Source organism: Pseudoalteromonas sp. MQS005 (assembly GCF_001661605.1).
Classification (GTDB): domain Bacteria; phylum Pseudomonadota; class Gammaproteobacteria; order Enterobacterales; family Alteromonadaceae; genus Pseudoalteromonas; species Pseudoalteromonas tetraodonis.
Genome location: NZ_LYRQ01000019.1, coordinates 1 through 18,364, shown reverse-complemented (window position 1 = coordinate 18,364; position 18,364 = coordinate 1). Strand labels below are relative to the sequence as shown.

Genomic DNA, 18,364 nt, shown 5'->3' with positions numbered 1-18,364 from the left:
ATTAACCTTAATCTAAGTAAGGCACTTTCACAATTGAGCAAATACTCTAATCTAGAGATAATCCCACATTTATCGGTAATATACAATTAACATGCACTACTTTGCACCATAAATGCGTGAATGTGTTCAAAACATAGTCCACTACTTTGCATATGGCAATGATGCCCACCAGGCACATCTATTACACTCAAGTTATTGTAATATTTACTATACTTGTCTAGATTTTGTTTTACAAATGGATAACCTTTATCACCTAATATTAATTGGCATGGTGCAATTAATTCTTTTATTGCACCAATACATTGCGCTTCATCAAATCGAAAACCTGAGTGATTTTTAAGCTTAGGATCGCAAGTTAGCTCAAAACCACTGTGCATTTGTTTTATGTTTCTGTCCATCAACAATGCAATTTGTTCATTATTTAAATCAGTTGTTTTTGCACGTGCTTGATAAATTTGTTGTTTTGAAGTGTATACCCGTGATTTTTTTGTACTAAGCCTTGCTCGGTTTAGTATGGCATTTCTTAGCTGAGAACACACTTCATCGCTATCGGTAGTAACACAACCTAAACCTTCAATAAAAGAAACAGATTTTACATACTCACTAAAACAACTAGCAAACAGCCCTGCTACCATAGCCCCCATAGAATGACCAACTAAGTGTACCTTCTTTAACTTAAGCGCTGTGATTAATGCATACACATCATCCACATAATCAATAAAGTAGTAATGTGCCTGAGGGCTTCGCCAAGATGACAGTCCATGCCCTGGAAAATCAATGCAATACCATGTTTGCGAAGGTGCAGCTCGACTCAGCATAGGCACAAAGCTAGCACTATTATCTAGCCAGCCATGCAGAGCGATAACGACGTCTTCACCGTCTCCAAATTTAATACCGTGTATATCTAGGTCATTAGCTTTTACCGAAAATGGTTGCAACGCAAACCTCAACTTTTTTATTTGGTTATGGCCATAACATACAAGAGTTAATACACAAATAATAGAACTGAACTAATAGAACACACACTTAAATTTCAAGATTTCATAACATATTCATTTATTTATCTTGCTATCGGTATACAATAATAGTCGCTATTAAAATAAGTACACTTAAAGGGTACACACAATGAAAAAACAGTTCGGCTTATTAGCGCTTTTATGTACAACAGGAGCATTCGCTCAAACAGCGCCTAAAAATGTTATTTATATGATTGGTGATGGCATGGGTCCCGCTTTCACTACCGCTTATCGTTATTACAAAGATGACCCTACAACAAAAGAAATAGAAACAACCGTTTTCGACACTATGTTAAAAGGCATGGCGCACACTTATCCTGATGACCATACTTATGTAACAGACAGCGCAGCAGGTGCAACTGCACTTAGCAGCGGCCATAAAAGTTATAATGGCGCAATCGCTGTCGATACGGCCAAAAAACCGGTTAAAACCATGCTAGAAATTGCAAAAGAGCAAGGAATGACAACAGCGTTAGTGGCTACTTCACAAATTAACCATGCAACACCTGCAAGTTTTGCCGCGCATAATGAATCAAGAAGAAATTATGATGACATCGCAAACGACTACATTGACAATAAAATTGCTGGTAAATTACCGGTTGATTTAATGTTAGGCGGTGGAACTCAATATTTTATTCGTGATGACAGAAACTTAGTCGACGAATTTAAAAAAGCAGGTTATCAATACGGCGACGATATTAAAAACTTAGGTCAAATCACACAAATCCCTGCCATTGGTCTATACGCACCTAAGGGATTACCTTTTGCGCTAGATGAAAACCCTACGAGATTAAAACAGTTAACCTCTAAAGCGTTTGATTTGCTTGATGGGCAAAACGATAAAGGCTTTTTTGTAATGATTGAAGGCAGCCAAATTGACTGGTGTGGCCACGCAAATGACATTGCTTGTGCAATGGCTGAAATGGATGACTTTGCAAGATCAATCGAGACGGCAAAAGCCTATGTAGATAACAACCCAGACACTATTTTAGTGATCACGGCTGATCACTCTACAGGCGGTTTAACCATTGGCGCGCATGGCCAATATAAATGGGAAACCGACATTATCAAAGGTGTTAAAGCCACTGCGGGTACATTAACCAAATTATTAATGGGATCAGATAACCTTAAAACGGTATGGCAGGCTAATACCCGTATTGAGTTTACAACTGAAAACGAAATTAAACTTAAGCAAGCTAAAGCCATGGGTGAAAAAACCCTTAATTTAGCGGTTAAAAGCATTATCAATGATTTAAGTTTCACTGGTTGGACAACGGGCGGACATACCGCTTCCGATGTGCAAGTATTTGCCTATGGTAAAAATAGCGATGACTTTATTGGTTCGCAAAACAATACTGACATAGCTAAAAAACTGATTAGTTACATAGAACAGTAATCGCTAGTATGAAAATAAAAAGCCCGAATAAAGTATTCGGGCTTTTTTTGCTTTTTTAATCTTAGCTAAGCGTATATATCAACACCAATTAAGCTTTGAACTTCAGCTCTTCGCTCTAAATTAGCAAACTCAGTGTAAGTAGAAATTGCCTTACTGACTTGCGCACTCGGTTGATCGTAAATAGTTTGGCTATATTGGGCCTCTTTGGTGTTCGCTTTTACAAACTCTTTTGCGAGTTCAAGCCCTTCAGGACTGCTCTTAACATAATCTGTATTGGTTTTCTGTGATATTGGCTGCTCTGATAGTCGTTCAGGCTTTGCCGTGACAACAGCAGTAGAACGCACCTTAGCAGGGATATCACCAGTAAAAAAACCAGAGCTTATAGGCAGCGACATTACGCTTCTCCAACCAACAACATGCTTAAATTATGATTTAAAATAGCTCAATATGCAAACAATACAACTTAGCGTTACTCGCGGCCTGGTAATTTTTTCCATGTCACTGTGTCACGCACATACTTAGGCTGAGCATCACTTGCTTTTACGCCATTACCTGCAAGGTACTGTGCATCCACTAACGCTAACATGTATTGTGCATCGGGTAGCGTAATTTCAGGGTGTACACTCACATTTGTAAATGTAGTTAATGCATCGGGGTAGCTTTTAAATCCAGTCCCCACGCCGGTTGCTGTTTTGTTTGTGTCTATCAATGAAGCATCAAGCAGTTCTGGCTTAAAAACACGTTCTTCACCTTGAAGTGTCATCAAATTATTATTAACTTGGTATTGAGCAAAGTATATTTCCCCCATACGCGCATCAATGCTTGAATAAACCACTTCATCGCCAAATTGTTCAAACGCTTGTTGCGCCATAACCGCTAAGGTAGAAACCCCCACTAGCGGTAAATTCGTTGAATACCCAAGCCCTTGTGCTATGGCCACACTAATACGCACACCCGTAAAGCTGCCTGGACCTTGGCCAAAGCCAATAACATCTAAATCTTTTAATTTACAATTGGCTTTATTAAGCAGCTCATCAATAAGTGGCAGAATTTTTTGGCTATGCTGCTGCGGACACTCTTCAAAATGATGAAATGTTTTACCCTGATAATGCAAAACAAGCGATAAAGCCTCAGTAGAAGCGTCTAGGGCGAGAATGTTACTTTTGATCATTTTTGTACTCAATTAATATGTTTTAAAAATGTATTTGCATCTTCTAAGCTACGTGTACGGCGCATTGGCGGTAAACTCTTTAAAAATACTTGTCCATATTGGCGTGTAACTAAACGATTATCGCAAATTACTAACACACCTTTATCTTTGTTATCACGAATTAAGCGACCTACGCCCTGCTTTAAGGCAATAACCGCTTGTGGTAACTGAATATGCGCAAACGGGTCTTTTCCTTGCATTTGGCAATCTTGCATTCTAGCCTGCAAAAGCGGATCATCGGGCGCTGCAAACGGCAGTTTGTCGATAATAACACAGCTTAAAGTACTGCCTCTTACATCAACCCCTTCCCAAAAGGAGGCTGTACCGAGCAACACGGCATTACCATGACGGGTAAATTTTTCTAATATAATGCGTTTAGACATTTGCCCTTGCATGTAAACCGGATAGTCCATTTGTGTGGTTAAGCCCTCAGCCACCAAATGCATCATTCGGTAACTAGTAAATAGCACAAAACAACGCCCTTTTGCTGATTTTATGAGTTCGAGAGTTAACTTTACAATCGCATGCGGCATATTATCTGCGTGGGTTTCAGGTAAATAGCGCGGTAAGCACAATAGCGCCTGATTTTCATAATCAAACGGACTGTCTACCATCATACTTTGCTTTGGTTTTAACCCAAGGCTGGCATTAAAGTGAGTGAGTTCGTTGTCGACCGATAACGTGGCCGAGGTAAACACAAACCCTGCGCCAGACTCTTTCATCATCAAAGCAAATTTAGCCGATACATTCAGTGGCGTTATATTAATGGTTAAATAGCGCCGCGTGGTTTCGTACCAATAACTAAAGCCTGTTTGGGCGGTATCAAATACGCGCTCTAACTGGCCTTTAAATGCCAACACCCGCTCAAATGGGTGTTCAATTTTATCACTTCGTTCTAAGCAATGTTTTAAAACCTGATACACAAATTCTAAATCACTAATAACGCGGTGTAATGCAGAGCAAATAAGCTTATTACTGAGCTTTTCACGCCAATCCCCGCGGCTACCGTCCACACCAAACTGCAATCTTAAATCGGCGACACTGGTTTCCAGTTTATTCAAACTTTTTCCTAATTGCAGCATGTCTGGAATTTCAGCGCGGTAAATAGCGCGTAAATCATTAATTAAATCCACCAGCTTTTTAGTACTCATGGTTTCGCCAAAATAGTCGCTGGCAATTTCACTTAACTGGTGGGCTTCATCAAATATATAGGCATCTGCGTTGGGCATTAGCTCTGCAAAGCCAGACTCTTTAACCGCCATATCGGCAAAAAATAGATGATGGTTAATTACGACAACGTCGGCATCCCCTGCTTTTAAACGCGCTTTACGAATGTAGCACTCTTGAAAGTCAGGGCACTCTTTACCTAAACAGTTATCTGCAGTAGAGCTGACATACGGCAACACTTTGGCATCTTCTTCAATACCAATACAGTCGGCTAAATCACCGGTATGCGTTTCACTGGCAAATTTAGCAACCATAGCAAGTTGGTGCATTACATCAGGGTCGTCTGTGGGTACGTGTGCAACATGTTGGGTAAGCCGATAAGTGCATAAATAATTGGCACGCCCTTTTAACAGTGCCGTTTTTTTAGCCGCGCCTAAGGCTTTTACTAACACCGGTAAATCACGATGATACAGCTGTTCTTGCAGTGCTTTAGAACCGGTTGAAATTATTGTTTTGCCTTTAGATTTAAGGGCTGGCGCTAAATAAGCAAAGGTTTTACCTGTGCCAGTACCGGCCTCAACAACAAGCTGGGAACTTGTTTTTAATGCATCCTCAACAGCCACGGCCATATCAATTTGAGGTTGGCGTGGTGAGTATCCATCTATTGATAAAGCCAAAGGCCCGGTTGCACTAAACAGCTGTTTGATAATACCAATCACTTTATAAAAAATAATAGCGGGATTCTACGTAAGCTATTGATGAAGGGCAAGCCAAATAGCGTGAGAATTTGGCCTTTAAAGGGGCTTGTGCCCCTATTAATTATTGTGCATTTATAGTTAACTTAATGCCACTTGCATTACGATAGCCTTTAACATCTATGTGCCATACGCCTGCCTGGGGTGCAGAAATAGTGCAACTTTCTGTGTTGCCGTTTTTATATGGCCTACACACAAATTGTGTATTTGAAGATGGCGCACCGAAATTTAAATACAAATCAGCATCGCCGCTTCCGCCTGAAATAGCAACGTTCAGGGAGGCATAACCCGTGGCTAAACGTTGCTCATAACGCTGCCAATCACCTGTATTTACGCTAACATTATCTTCTACGCGATTAATGGGCTCTAAAGCGCCTGCTGGCTCAAAACTGCCCGTCAAAGAAACATTATTAATTGCGCTGTATGCCTCAACCATGACATAGTAAGTGCCTTCATTGCTGGTTGGAATGTCGCAACGCTCATTACTTGTGGCAGAGGTACTTTTACAGTCGTAATCAGTTAACGTGGGCGCCTGATTATATTTAATGTATAAATCGGCATCGCCATTATCACCCGAGGTTTCAAAGCTTAAGTTTTGCGCTCCTTTTGGTACATTCAATGTATAGATAAGCTGCTCTTTAGCAGTGGCATTGATACCAGAAATTGGTTCACCATTGACTAACTCATTATTATTTGGCGGAGTGACATCACCGGCATTTTTTGCCAATTCTGCAACAAAGCTAACGGCTAAGTTAGCAAATTTAATTGCATGATCAGCGTCAAAATTACTGTCGTTTTGTGTATGTATCAGTGGGTTAATGTCATTCATTTTTGATTCGAAAGGCATAGAGGCCGCAAACCCTTGTTGATACCACGAAGCATGATCGGAGCAACCATACCCACATTGATCAAAGCCATAACTAATTTGTGGTAAGTAGGTGTCTATCAGCTGGGCTAAAAACTGGTTTTGAGCATTGGTGGTGTAATCCGTCATCATAATAATATCTTCGATACTGCCGTTATTACCAGTCATATCAAATTGCACCATGCCAACTACATTCTTACCCAGCGAACGATAGCTACTGGCTATAGCTTTAGACCCTTTTAACCCCACCTCCTCTGCTGCAAACGCCATTATTTGAATAGTTTTTTGCGGTTTATAATTTGTATCAACAATTGCTCTTAACGCTTCCGTTAACACTGCAATACCCGATGCATTATCATCCGCGCCAGGAGAGCGCCCTTGTGCTGGATTTGCTTGGTTAATCGAGTCTAAATGCCCCCCAATAATAACAATTTCATCTGCATTTTCAGCACCTGCAATGGTTACAATCACTGATGATTGCGCCCAGCTATGCTGATAACTCTCAATGGTTATATCACTTCGAACGCTGGCAATTTGTTGCCAATAACTTTGCAGCCACTGTGAGGCATCAACGCCGGTTTGCGAAGTATAATAACGATTATTAAAACTAGTGAGTGAATTTACAGTGCTTTGTAAATTAATTGGGCTTTGTGCACTAATTAAACTTTGTACTGTTTGCGCATTATCAATTGAATAATTAAAGGCTGATGTAGCTTGGCTATTTTGAACAACAGCTAATTGTTTTGCGTAATCATTCGCTTCTTCGAACGAACTATGCGCAACAAACCCACCACAACGGTTATAGTTCTGGTGCATAAACTCACTTAAATTGTTTACTGCGTCACGCGGTACACTGAGTAAATCAACGTCAGGTAAAATACTTGATTTTCTATGCGCAAATTGCATTTTTTGCAAAAATGTACCTTGTTCATGTTGATAATGCTGGGCTGCAGTTGAGTCAATGGTGACCCAAATATTGTCTGGATTTTCATTTGCTAAGCAATTAAAACTTAAGGTTAAAGTAGTAATAACTGCTAACTGTTTAAAGTAGTTCATAAATATTCCTTATCTTGTCACTTTTATTTTAAGCATTAAAAAAGGGGCAAAGCCCCTTTTGATATGTATGCCTAATTAGCCGTTACGTTGAGTGTTACCCCGCTTGCTAAGCTGTAACCTCTTAAATCAATGTACCAAGTACCTGCTTGTGGGTTATCAAATGTACATTCTTCATTATTACCATTTTTGTAGGGTCTACATAAGTATGAAGACGTACTTGAAGGCGAGCCAAAGTTTACATAAAGATCAGCATCACCATTACCACCGGCAATACTAATATTTAAAGTGCTATACCCTTCTGATAAATCTTGAGTAAAACGGCTCCAGTTATTAGTAGTCACATTAATATTAGACTCAGTTCTATTAATTGGCGTCACACCACCATTCCCATCAGAGTAGCTACCCGTTAGCGATACGCCAGCTATAGCACTCCATGCTTCAACCATTACATAGTAAGTTCCTGCTTGTGCATTACTTATGTTGCAGCTTTCTGTACTGGTAGATGTTGTGCTATTGCAATCATAGTTATTTAAGCTTGGTCTACTAGCAAATTTAACATATAGGTCTGCATCACCTGAGCCACCCATTGTATTAAATTGAAGATTTGTTGCGCCGTCAGGGACTTCCAAAGTAAAGAATAGTTGCTCTTTTTCTGCGCCGCTAATACCCGTACGGGTTACCCCATTGGTTAACGCTTCATCGTCAGTCGGTGGTGGTGGTGTAGCACAATCACTACCTGAACTAAGATTTGAATTAACACCTACCGCAGCCAAAGCGGCTTTTACATCATTAGGGTCATAATTTAAATCACAGGCTGCATCCATCACACCGTTACCGGCTAAATCCCAGCCTACACCCGCACTCCAATATAGTTGGTTAGCACGTGCCATTACGATAAAGGCTTTTTGCGTATCCCAACCCGGCGTGGTTGCTAAATTATAAAATGCCTTGTTATAAACACCTGAACTATAATGCACGTCCATACCTGAATAATAGTTACTTTGGTTATCTATGGAGCGGCCATCTTGGGTAGGGTTATTCATGTAACGCAGTGCACCATTACCTTTAAAAATATCCTTTCCGACTAGCCAATCGTTGCTACCTTTCATATAAAATTCAGCGGCTTCACCAGCCATATCCGAAAATGCTTCGTTTAATCCGCCTGGTTTACCATTGTAAATCAAGCCTGAATTTTGCTCAGTAAAGCCATGGCTGACTTCATGCGCAGAAACATCTAAACTGACCAACGGGTAGAATGTATTTTGCCCATCACCAAAGGTCATTGCGCTGCCATCCCAAAACGCATTTTCATAGTTACTTGAGTAATGAACCCGCATTTGTAACTGAAAACTCAAAGGCGCAGTCCCTAACCAATCGTTATACATATTAAAAATAACGTTACCAAAAAAATGAGCATCGTTTAGCGGTGAATAAGCACCGTTTATTTCTTTGAATGTATTTTCAGGACATGTAAATGAATACGCAGAAGAGCCACTTGTTCCGCCATTTAAATTAATAGTGCGAACATTTGCGTTATTCATGCTACAAGTATTACCTGATTGACTAATATCTAGGCTGTCAAAATCAGTTCCATATAAATACTTGCCTGTTTTTAGATTACCGCCAGGGCCTGTTGCATTGGCATGTTGCAGGTTATCGTAACTAAGCAAGACCTCACCGGTATTAGCATCAATGATCAGGTATGGCCTTGATGGTGACTTGCCATAAGTAATATAAGACACTTCATAAACTAAATGCGCCTTATTTTGATCGTCAACCCAGATAGCAAGTCTGGATTGCTCATTATGTTTTTTTAAGCCTACTGATTTTGCAGCTATACCCGTTTTAGACCCTTTTAAAATCGCATCTTTTTTTGTCAATTTAGCCGATACATCAGATAAATCTTCATCAATATTATAAACAGCTGCACCATGGGCTTTTTTAAGCATCCCATTATTAAATGTTAAGCTGACCGTATCACCAATGACAGGAATGCCCTGATACGTTTGTTGATAGCGGCGGGTTACTTCTCCGTTATTGCTAGTAAATTCTTTTAATACAACTAATTCGTTCCCTACACTCAACCCAATCAACTGATTTGGACTTACTGATAACAAGGAAGCAGAGTTTGATTGCACCATATTATTAATTGTCGGTTGTTGATTTAGGTATTTCTTATTCGCAGCTACTGCATTTGTTGCTTGAACCAAAGTTAAAGCAGCAAAAGTTGCTATTGTGATTTTAGATAAATTCACGTTTACGCTCCGTTAAAGTTTAAGTTTTTAATATATTTGTATTAACCGGCACACCTTGTACCCGATTGAGGATCAGAGTAGGTTACAAACTTAAATAACGAAAATTAAACATTTAATTTACAATTAAAGTATTAGCTCGAAAATTAATCTATTATTTTACAATGATTTAAAAACTACTGTTTTAACTAATGAAGGCCAGAAACAACATTTCGTATACATATATTTACATAAAACAGCCAGCAAAAAGCATTAGATTTTAAAATCACACGCTTTATTGTTAATCACTAATCGACTGCTCAATGAGCATGTAGTTGCAAAGGAAAATACTTTACCTGTTGAGCTTTAAAAGAGGGGTAATCTATTTTAAATGGGTAGGGAATAGTTTTAAAAACACGCAGTTCATAGCCATGCACCACTATTTGCTATGTTTAAACAAATTTGCTTTTATTGAGGGCGATTTTAACTTGAGGCAATAACGGTATCGCCAATCACTTGTACTAAGCCCATGTATCTAAATGGGGTTTGTCGTCATCTTCTTCAGCGGTTTTATTGCGCGATTTATTTTCGTCAAACGCCAGCTTATGTTGCTTTTCTACTTCTCTTTTTTTACGCTCTTCTAACTCGACTTTTTTGGCACTGGCACTTTGTTGAACCCCAGCAATATGAAAAGCCCCTTTAGATTCAAGCGTTAAACGCGTAATAGGCCCTAAATAAGGGATCATTATATCCATGCGTGCCTCCATTGAATTGAATGTAATTTAATCACTATAAAACTGTTGATAAATAAAGCAAACCTTTAGTTATTATCGACAGTTATAAGGTATTCTTTAATTTAAGAAAATTTTTCTTGCCATGCTATTGGTTTATGTGTTTTTATAAATGCGAAATTTATTAAACAAACAGCAGCTAAGCGTTAACATAATAACGAATAGCTAAACAGGATAAAAAATGCGCAACACTCTGACAGCAGTACATCACCACCATCATTCATCGGAATAACCTGTCAGGTCTTTCGCTGAGAGGTTGTTCCTAAAAGGAAACCTCTGGCGAATCAACATACCAAGATTCATTTTCGCCCTGAGGTTTCCCTCGGGGTTTTTAGTTTTTAAATTAAAGGAAAATGAGTAATGAATAATAGTAATCGTCTTCGTATCGCCATCCAAAAAGGCGGCCGCCTATCTAAAGATTGTCAAGATCTGCTTAAGCAACTGGGTGTAAAACTCAACCTTCGCGAGCAGCGCCTTATAGCACACTCAACCAACATGCCAATTGACGTTTTACGTGTACGCGATGACGATATCCCAGGTTTAGTTATGGACGGTGTATGTGACTTAGGTATTGTTGGCGAAAACGTTTTAGTTGAAGTACAAGCAGAAAGAGAGCGCCAAGGCGTTCCAAGCGAAGTAACTAAATTATCAAAATTAGATTTTGGTTACTGTCGTCTTGCACTTGCATGGCCACAAGAACTAGGTAAGCAAGACAAAAGCTGGTTTGAAGGCAAACGTATTGCAACCACCTACCCTGAAATTTTAAGCCAATATTTAAAACGCGAAGGCATCAACGCCAGCACTGTTATGCTCACAGGCTCTGTTGAAGTGGCGCCGCGTGCTGGTCTTGCTGATGCCATTTGTGATTTGGTCTCAACAGGTGCAACCCTTGAAGCCAATGGCTTGATGCAGGGTGATACCATTTTAGAGTCAAACGCTTGTTTAATTCAAAACACCCAACTGCAAGATGTTGACAAACTCGCGCTTATCAATAAATTGATGCCGCGTTTGCGTGGTGTTAAGCAAGCCAAAGAAAGCAAATACATCATGCTACACGCACCAAAAGACAAGCTGGATGAAATTTGTGAAATCCTGCCTGGTTCTGGTCAACCTACATTACTTGCACTAGCAGGATCTGACGAATATGTAGCATTGCACATGGTAAGTAGCGAAACGTTATTTTGGGAAACCATGGAGCAACTTAAAGCCCTCGGCGCGAATTCTATTTTAGTTATGCCAATTGAAAAAATGATGGAGTAACAGCCATGCTTCGTTGGAATGAAGAATCATCACAGGTTCAAGCAGCGGCGCTGATGCGCCCTGCTGTATCAGCGAGTGAAAAAGTAGAAAGTATTTGCCAAACTATTTTGGCAAAAGTAAATGCGCAAGGCGATGCAGCATTACTAGCATTAGCAAAAGAGTTTGATAACCGAGCTGAGCCGCGTTTACGTGTTCCACTTGATGAAATTAATGCCGCTGAGAAAATGCTAAGCCCTGAGCTTAAGTATGCAATTGATACCGCTTATGCAAATGTAAAATGTTTTCACCAAGCGCAACTGCCTAAAGATATTAAGTTATCGACTCAACCGGGCGTTGAATGTGAACTGAAATATCAAGCCATCGAAGCGGTCGGTATTTATGTACCTGGTGGCAGTGCGCCATTGCCATCGTCAGTTATAATGCAAGGCGTATTGGCGCAGTTAAGCGGTGCAAAAACCGTGGTACTCACTACCCCCGTACAAGGCGATAAAGCAATAAATCCTGCTATTTTATATGCTGCTAAATTATGTGGTATCACCACTATTATTGAAAGCGGTGGTGCAGGCGCGATTGCTGCAATGGCCTACGGCACTGAATCAGTACCTAAAGTGAATAAAATTTTTGGCCCAGGTAATAGCTTTGTGACTATGGCAAAGCAGTTAGTTGCACAAACAATTCCAGGAATGGCGATTGATATGCCAGCAGGTCCATCTGAAGTATTAGTGATAGCAGATGAACGAGCAAATCCAGAGTTTATTGCGGCCGATTTACTCTCACAAGCAGAGCATGGCGCCGACTCGCAAGTTATTTTATTGTGTAACAGCGAAACTATTATTAAACAAACACAAGACGCGCTTACTCGTCAATTAGCTAACTTAAGCCGAAAAGACACCGCTGAACAAGCGTTGGCCAATTCGTCACTTATTTTAGTGGATTCAATAGCGCAAGCATTTGATGTATCAGCGCAATATGGGCCAGAGCACTTAATTTTACAGCTGGCAGATGCAAGCCCGTACCTTGATGCGGTTAAAAATGCAGGTTCAGTATTTGTTGGCGACTACACACCAGAATCGGCTGGCGATTATGCATCGGGTACTAACCACGTATTACCCACTTATGGCTACAGTGCAACTTATTCTAGCTTGAATTTACTTGATTTTTTCCGCACATACACAGTACAAACTATTAGTAAAAGTGGCTTAACTGAGCTTTCAAAAGCTATTTTACCACTGGCAGACGCAGAAGGCCTTGATGCCCACGCTAATGCGGTTTCAATTCGTTTAGAGGCAATAAACAATGAGCAATGAGAGCGCCCAGGCAACCAGCTTATTACCCGATAATATTAAAGCGCTTGCTGCTTACAGCTCGGCTAAAAGTGAAAAGTTAACAGGCACAACGTGGCTCAATGCCAACGAAAGCCCATATGCTAAAAACCTTGAGCTGAGTATTGAAGATTTAAATCGCTACCCCGACCCTCAGCCACAATTGGTTATTGATCGCTATGCAGCTTATACCGAGCTTCAAAGCGACAGTGTCCTTATGACGCGAGGTGCAGATGAAGGCATTGAGCTTTTAATACGCACGTATTGCCAGCCAGCTAAAGATAGTATTGCGCTGTTTTTGCCTACCTACGGTATGTATAAAGTCACTGCTGATACGCACAATGTGGCTATTAACGCGCTTACTCAAGAGTTATTATTAACAGCCAATGTTGATGATATTGTCACTGCGGTCGGTAGCTCAAAACTGGTGTTTATTTGTAATCCAAATAACCCAACAGGTAGTTTAACGCCGCTAGATAAAGTAAAAGCCATTGCCACCGCACTTACTGGTAAAGCATTGGTGATTGTTGATGAAGCCTATATTGAGTTTTGCCCAGAGCAAAGTGCAACACAACTTATAAACGAGTTTAGTAATATTGTAGTGCTACGTACACTGTCAAAAGCATTTGCGTTGGCAGGCCTGCGAACCGGGTTTACCCTCGCTCAAGCCAGTGTACTTGCGCCCATTCGTAAAGTCATTGCACCGTATCCGGTATCGAGCGTGGTAGCGAGTATTGCAGCGCAAGCCATTGCCCCTGATGCCATTACCTCTATGCGTCGCCAGGTGAGCATTTTAAACAGCTTAAAATTAAAGCTAATAGAGTGGTTAAACGCCTCCCCTGCTGTATTAAAAATTCTCACTGGTGAAGGCAACTTTGTTACCTTAAAATTGGCCGATAAAAACAGCTTTAAAGTTGCCCTTGAACAAGGCTTAGTCATGCGGGCATTTACCTTATACGGTGAAGACGACTGGCTACGCATTTCAATTGGTAGCGAACAAGAATTAGAACAAGTAAAAATTTGGCTCGATGGTTTAACCACCCCAACAGCCCTATCACAACAGGAAGTATCATGAGTAACCCCTATTTATTTATAGACCGTGACGGCACTATTATTGAAGAGCCAATCACCGACAAACAGGTAGATAGCCTTGAAAAGTTGGCTTTTTTACCTGGTGTTATTCCGGCATTATTACAACTACAAGCCGCTGGTTATCGCCTAGTTATGGTATCTAATCAAGATGGTTTAGGCACTGACAGTTTCCCTACTGCGGATTTTGACATAGCCCAAGACAAAATGATGGACATACTCAACAGCCAAGGGATTAACTTTGAAGATGTACTCATTTGCCCACACTTTGATGAACAAAACTGCGATTGCCGTAAGCCAAAAACAGGCTTACTGACCGAGCTTATGCGCTCTGGAAACGTAGATTTAGCGCGCTCTTTTGTAATTGGCGACCGCCAAACAGATATTGGCCTTGCGCAAAACTTATGTTGTGAAGGTATTTTATATGATGGTAGCTGGCCTGCTATTGTTACTAAGCTGACCACAGCCAACCGTGAAGGCCGTGTTACACGCAATACCAAAGAAACACAAATTGATGTAGCGGTTAATCTTGATCAAACTAAAAACGGTAGCATAGACACCGGCCTTGGCTTTTTTGATCACATGCTTGATCAAATACGCACCCACGCAAACATTGGCTTAAACATTAAAGCCAAAGGCGATTTACACATAGACGAGCATCACCTTGTTGAAGACATTGGTATTGCCTTAGGGGTTGCTCTTAAACAAGCACTTGGCACAAAATCACAAATAGCGCGTTATGGTTTTGCATTGCCTATGGATGAATGTAAAGCCGAAGCGCAAATAGATTTATCTGGACGTGCTTCGTTTGTGTTAAACGCAAACTTTAGCCGCGAAAAAGCCGGTGATTTAGACGTACAAATGGTAGAGCATTTTTTCAAAAGCTTAAGTGATAACGCTGCAATTAGCCTTATTTTGTCGGTAAGTGACGGTAACTGTCATCACCAAGTAGAGGGCTTATTTAAAGCGTTTTCACGGGCACTGCGTATGGCAATTGCACAAGATACAAGTCAACAAACAGCCAGCTCTAAGGGGTGTTTATGATAGCGATAATTAATACCGGTTGTGCCAATATTAACTCGGTACGCTTTGCATTTGAGCGTTTAGGTAAAACCCCTACCGTTATTACCTCGCCAGAACAATTAGTGGGCTATGAGCGCGCTATTTTACCTGGTGTTGGCCATGCATCTGTGGCTATGAAGCGCCTAGTCGATAATGGTTGGCAGCAAGCCATTAACGAATATCAGCGCCCGCTAATGGGAATTTGCTTGGGGATGCAACTGCTGTGCGAAAGCACCGAAGAAGGTAACGTGCAATGCTTAGGTAAAATACCAGGCCAAGTAAAAGCACTGGATGTAGGTAGTTTAACGTCACCGCATATGGGGTGGAATAACTTATCTATCCAACAAGCACACCCACTAACTAAAGGGCTGCATAAAGACGATCAGGTTTATTATGTGCACAGCTTTGCGCACACCGTTAACGATGCCACTTTAGTCAGTAGTGAATACGGGCAAACTTTTTCAGCCATTGTTGCTAAAGATAATTATGCCGGTATGCAATTTCACCCAGAGCGAAGTGCTAAAGTAGGCACCCGTTTATTACAAAACTTTCTAGATTGGCAGTTATAAGCGACTGTTCATAAATAATAAAAGAGATACACAGTGATTATTCCAGCATTAGACGTATTACAAAATCAAATTGTACGTTTGTATCAAGGTAAATATGATACCGCACAGTTTTACCCCTTTGAACTTGGCGCTCGCCTAAAAGAATACGCTGACAGCGGCGCGGGTAAACTGCACCTAGTTGATTTAGAAGGCGCACGCGATCCAAGTAAAAAGCAGTGGCAACATATTCAAGCAGCCACAAAAGCACTGGATGTGCCCTACCAAGTGGGTGGCGGTATTCGTTCAGAGCAAGATGTGAGCGATTGGTTAAAAGCCGGTGCAAACCAAGTGGTTATTGGTTCTATGGCAGTTGAAAAGCGTGAACAGGTTAAAGCTTGGATTGAACAATTTGGCGCTGAGCACTTTGTGATTGCCCTTGATGTTAATAAAACAGAGTCCGGCTGGGCGCCAGCAACCCATGGTTGGTTAAATGAATCTGAGTTTGGGCTATTTGAACTTATTGATTTTTATGTAGAGCTGGGCATTATTGATTTTTTATGTACGGACATCAGTAAGGACGGCACCATGACCGGCCCCTCTTTTGCGCTTTATGAAGATTTAATTAATCATAATGCAGATATTAAAGTACAAGCCTCAGGTGGGGTAAGTTCATTAGATGATATTAAAAAGCTAAATGAACTTGGTGTTGGCGGCGTAATTTTAGGCAAGTCTTTATTAGACGGTGCTTTTAGCGTAGAAGACGCGCTTAAATTAAGCTAAAAATATAGCTCTAAAAAAGGCACAGGTGCGAGCGCATCTGTGCCTTTTTTGTATAAAACTACTAGTTTATTTATGCTTACCAGGTAACATAGAGCCTAATACGCCATCTTGCTTTATTAAACCATGATAAAGCGCAGCGCTTACATGCATAAAGATAAACAATAAAAATGCATAAGCAATTAAACCATGTGCTTCACGGAAAAAAGCATACGTTTCAATATCTTTACTAACTAAGCTAGGCAAAGTAAATAAATCAAAAAAGCTCACATGACGGCCATCAGCGTTTTGCATTAACCAACCAGAAATCGGCATTAAAATCATAGATGCATATAAACCCACTTGGGTTAAATGCGCGGCTAGTGCTTGAGCCTTAGGCACACTCGGTGGTAATGCAGGACTAGTGGTGACGACTTTATTGATTAATCTAATAGCAACTAACACCAACGCTAAAATACCAAATGACTTATGCAGCGCAATGGCCTCTACTTGCCAAACCGCTAAACTTTGCACCATCGACAAACCAAGAAATAACATAGAAAGTATGATTAACGCCATCGCCCAGTGAATAAGCATACTCGACGCCGAGTATTTATTAATTGTTTTCATTCGATATTTCCTGTTATTAATTATTTAAAAGTACTTCTTTAGCACGACGACGAAATGACTCAGCATAAGCCGCGCCACGGGCACGTAATATAGGATCGGCGCTTGGCTCTATCCCTGTAGGAAGTACCAAGGGATCAAAGTTCATATCAGCACACACGCCTCCTTCTTGCGCCTGAAGGCTTGAGATTACTAATGTGCCTGCGTTAATTGTTTTGCGTGATTGTGGCCATAAAACAGTTGGGTTGTTTTCATCATCTTCAGCGGTTGCAAAGCTAAACAGCATGTCGAATTTAACAGGGGCTTGAGCAACTTGATCTTTAAGTTGTAGCTGCAATGCATCGGCTGAATCATTATTAAGTGGTTGAATGTTTTCATCGCTTAATTGTGGTTTAGCTATCCAACGTACGGCGTGCTTTTTACCGTGTTCATCAACCAAATAAAAAGCATTAATGCTGTGGTATTGCTCAGTGGCAAAACTGTTAGTTGGTTTATAACTTGCTTTCCAGTTATTAAATGCGGCACTTTCAGGGTGTGCGGCAAAAAAGGCTTTAATTTTTTCAGGACTGCGTTTTTTAGTTACCGGATCAGGGGATAGCGCTTGTAACTGTTTAAAAAACGCTTCTGGCGTCGCTACAGCCATAACTGGAGGCGTGTTCATTGCTACGCGCCATTCTTGGTTATCATCGGTTGTTATAGAAAACGCTAAACTGCGCACCGGTGCTTTTAAATCAGGCGCGGTTGGGTTATTGCCCGCAATAGAAAAACGGCCAACAAAAGGAGTGGCGCCTAAATCAAATACCTTGGCTTGCGAATATTTAGCAAGCTCACCGGTAGACTCAAACGACCCCGCTAAACAAATACCTTTTGCATGGGCTCGACGAAAACCCGCATGGGCTTGCTCACCTTGTTGTAAATTAACAAAACGCTGCGCAGTAACCGCATCGCTGTTAAAAGCGCCGGTAAAATATAAAATCGTCAGTGCAAATAAAGTAATTATTGCAATTAAGGTGATTTTTTTACTCATGGTAGGATTAGACCTCGTATGATTATTTTCATGATGATTATGTTTGGAATTTTTCATAGTTTTAATTACGTCTTTAAATTAATGGCTAACCATTACTGAGATATGCTTTAGATCGGATAGCTTTTATTTAGTTATACCGACACGACACTCACAAGACCGACCCCAAGCAATTAATATTTCAATTTA

Annotated in this window: 16 protein-coding genes; 7 read left to right on the top strand and 9 right to left on the bottom strand. The window is 40.6% G+C overall.

The window, feature by feature from the left end; genetic code table 11:
* Positions 1 to 86: 86 nt before the first annotated feature.
* Positions 87 to 938, bottom strand: a complete 852-nt coding sequence (locus A9479_RS08565) for an alpha/beta fold hydrolase (protein WP_064663199.1) — start codon at positions 936 to 938, stop codon at positions 87 to 89.
* 187 nt (positions 939 to 1,125) lie between these two features.
* On the opposite strand from A9479_RS08565, the gene A9479_RS08560 reads away from it, so the two are divergent.
* The gene (locus tag A9479_RS08560) at positions 1,126 to 2,412 is read left to right on the top strand and encodes an alkaline phosphatase (protein ID WP_064663198.1); all 1,287 of its coding nucleotides are present in this window, start codon (positions 1,126 to 1,128) and stop codon (positions 2,410 to 2,412) included.
* A gap of 65 nt (positions 2,413 to 2,477) precedes the next feature.
* Here A9479_RS08560 and A9479_RS08555 read toward each other — a convergent pair whose 3' ends face one another.
* The 6 genes from A9479_RS08555 to A9479_RS08530 form a co-directional block, all read right to left on the bottom strand.
* Complete coding sequence (locus A9479_RS08555; RefSeq protein ID WP_016900164.1) at positions 2,478 to 2,807, bottom strand: hypothetical protein; 330 nt, start codon at positions 2,805 to 2,807, stop codon at positions 2,478 to 2,480.
* Positions 2,808 to 2,881: 74 nt separating this feature from the next.
* Positions 2,882 to 3,583: a tRNA (adenosine(37)-N6)-threonylcarbamoyltransferase complex dimerization subunit type 1 TsaB gene (gene tsaB, locus A9479_RS08550; RefSeq protein WP_016900163.1), complete on the bottom strand. Its 702-nt coding sequence runs from the start codon at positions 3,581 to 3,583 to the stop codon at positions 2,882 to 2,884.
* Positions 3,584 to 3,591: 8 nt separating this feature from the next.
* On the bottom strand, positions 3,592 to 5,508 hold the full coding sequence (locus A9479_RS08545; RefSeq protein ID WP_013463302.1) for an ATP-dependent DNA helicase: 1,917 nt from the start codon (positions 5,506 to 5,508) through the stop codon (positions 3,592 to 3,594).
* A gap of 100 nt (positions 5,509 to 5,608) precedes the next feature.
* Positions 5,609 to 7,465: a M28 family metallopeptidase gene (locus A9479_RS08540; protein WP_064663197.1), complete on the bottom strand. Its 1,857-nt coding sequence runs from the start codon at positions 7,463 to 7,465 to the stop codon at positions 5,609 to 5,611.
* Between the two features lie 71 nt (positions 7,466 to 7,536).
* Complete coding sequence (locus A9479_RS08535) at positions 7,537 to 9,720, bottom strand: M4 family metallopeptidase (RefSeq protein ID WP_064663196.1); 2,184 nt, start codon at positions 9,718 to 9,720, stop codon at positions 7,537 to 7,539.
* A 497-nt stretch (positions 9,721 to 10,217) separates the two neighbouring features.
* Positions 10,218 to 10,451 (bottom strand): hypothetical protein, encoded by a 234-nt coding sequence (locus tag A9479_RS08530; RefSeq protein WP_013463298.1) that lies wholly within the window; start codon positions 10,449 to 10,451, stop codon positions 10,218 to 10,220.
* A gap of 396 nt (positions 10,452 to 10,847) precedes the next feature.
* On the opposite strand from A9479_RS08530, the gene hisG reads away from it, so the two are divergent.
* Genes hisG through A9479_RS08500 form a run of 6 tightly spaced genes read left to right on the top strand, consistent with a single transcriptional unit; the run spans position 10,848 to position 16,548 of the window.
* A complete protein-coding gene (gene hisG / locus A9479_RS08525) occupies positions 10,848 to 11,747 on the top strand; it encodes an ATP phosphoribosyltransferase (RefSeq protein WP_064663195.1) in 900 nt (299 codons plus the stop codon).
* Between the two features lie 5 nt (positions 11,748 to 11,752).
* Positions 11,753 to 13,054: a histidinol dehydrogenase gene (hisD, locus tag A9479_RS08520; RefSeq protein ID WP_013463296.1), complete on the top strand. Its 1,302-nt coding sequence runs from the start codon at positions 11,753 to 11,755 to the stop codon at positions 13,052 to 13,054.
* The gene (hisC, locus tag A9479_RS08515; RefSeq protein ID WP_064663194.1) at positions 13,044 to 14,144 is read left to right on the top strand and encodes a histidinol-phosphate transaminase; all 1,101 of its coding nucleotides are present in this window, start codon (positions 13,044 to 13,046) and stop codon (positions 14,142 to 14,144) included. The genes hisD and hisC overlap by 11 nt, the downstream gene beginning before the upstream one ends.
* Positions 14,141 to 15,202, top strand: coding sequence for a bifunctional histidinol-phosphatase/imidazoleglycerol-phosphate dehydratase HisB (gene hisB / locus A9479_RS08510; protein WP_013463294.1), 1,062 nt, complete (start codon positions 14,141 to 14,143; stop codon positions 15,200 to 15,202). Before hisC ends, hisB begins: the two co-directional genes overlap by 4 nt.
* The gene (hisH, locus tag A9479_RS08505; RefSeq protein WP_064663193.1) at positions 15,199 to 15,789 is read left to right on the top strand and encodes an imidazole glycerol phosphate synthase subunit HisH; all 591 of its coding nucleotides are present in this window, start codon (positions 15,199 to 15,201) and stop codon (positions 15,787 to 15,789) included. The genes hisB and hisH overlap by 4 nt, the downstream gene beginning before the upstream one ends.
* 33 nt (positions 15,790 to 15,822) lie before the next feature.
* A complete protein-coding gene (locus A9479_RS08500; protein ID WP_028834570.1) occupies positions 15,823 to 16,548 on the top strand; it encodes a 1-(5-phosphoribosyl)-5-[(5-phosphoribosylamino)methylideneamino] imidazole-4-carboxamide isomerase in 726 nt (241 codons plus the stop codon).
* A 66-nt stretch (positions 16,549 to 16,614) separates the two neighbouring features.
* Here the strand turns inward: A9479_RS08500 and A9479_RS08495 are convergent, their stop codons facing one another.
* Together A9479_RS08495 and A9479_RS08490 are read right to left on the bottom strand one after the other, a co-directional pair.
* Positions 16,615 to 17,154: a cytochrome b gene (locus A9479_RS08495; protein WP_064663192.1), complete on the bottom strand. Its 540-nt coding sequence runs from the start codon at positions 17,152 to 17,154 to the stop codon at positions 16,615 to 16,617.
* A gap of 16 nt (positions 17,155 to 17,170) precedes the next feature.
* Complete coding sequence (locus A9479_RS08490) at positions 17,171 to 18,178, bottom strand: catalase family peroxidase (protein WP_064663191.1); 1,008 nt, start codon at positions 18,176 to 18,178, stop codon at positions 17,171 to 17,173.
* Between the last annotated feature and the right edge of the window lie 186 nt (positions 18,179 to 18,364).

Excerpts from the sequence above, each read along its gene's own strand:
- A9479_RS08560 (WP_064663198.1), top strand. The coding sequence starts at position 1,126 with ATGAAAAAACAGTTCGGCTTATTAGCGCTTTTATGTACAACAGGAGCA.
- A9479_RS08555 (WP_016900164.1), bottom strand. The coding sequence starts at position 2,807 with ATGTCGCTGCCTATAAGCTCTGGTTTTTTTACTGGTGATATCCCTGCT.
- tsaB (WP_016900163.1), bottom strand. The coding sequence starts at position 3,583 with ATGATCAAAAGTAACATTCTCGCCCTAGACGCTTCTACTGAGGCTTTA.
- A9479_RS08540 (WP_064663197.1), bottom strand. The coding sequence starts at position 7,465 with ATGAACTACTTTAAACAGTTAGCAGTTATTACTACTTTAACCTTAAGT.
- A9479_RS08530 (WP_013463298.1), bottom strand. The coding sequence starts at position 10,451 with ATGGATATAATGATCCCTTATTTAGGGCCTATTACGCGTTTAACGCTT.
- hisG (WP_064663195.1), top strand. The coding sequence starts at position 10,848 with ATGAATAATAGTAATCGTCTTCGTATCGCCATCCAAAAAGGCGGCCGC.
- hisD (WP_013463296.1), top strand. The coding sequence starts at position 11,753 with ATGCTTCGTTGGAATGAAGAATCATCACAGGTTCAAGCAGCGGCGCTG.
- hisC (WP_064663194.1), top strand. The coding sequence starts at position 13,044 with ATGAGCAATGAGAGCGCCCAGGCAACCAGCTTATTACCCGATAATATT.
- hisB (WP_013463294.1), top strand. The coding sequence starts at position 14,141 with ATGAGTAACCCCTATTTATTTATAGACCGTGACGGCACTATTATTGAA.
- hisH (WP_064663193.1), top strand. The coding sequence starts at position 15,199 with ATGATAGCGATAATTAATACCGGTTGTGCCAATATTAACTCGGTACGC.
- A9479_RS08495 (WP_064663192.1), bottom strand. The coding sequence starts at position 17,154 with ATGAAAACAATTAATAAATACTCGGCGTCGAGTATGCTTATTCACTGG.
- A9479_RS08490 (WP_064663191.1), bottom strand. The coding sequence starts at position 18,178 with ATGAGTAAAAAAATCACCTTAATTGCAATAATTACTTTATTTGCACTG.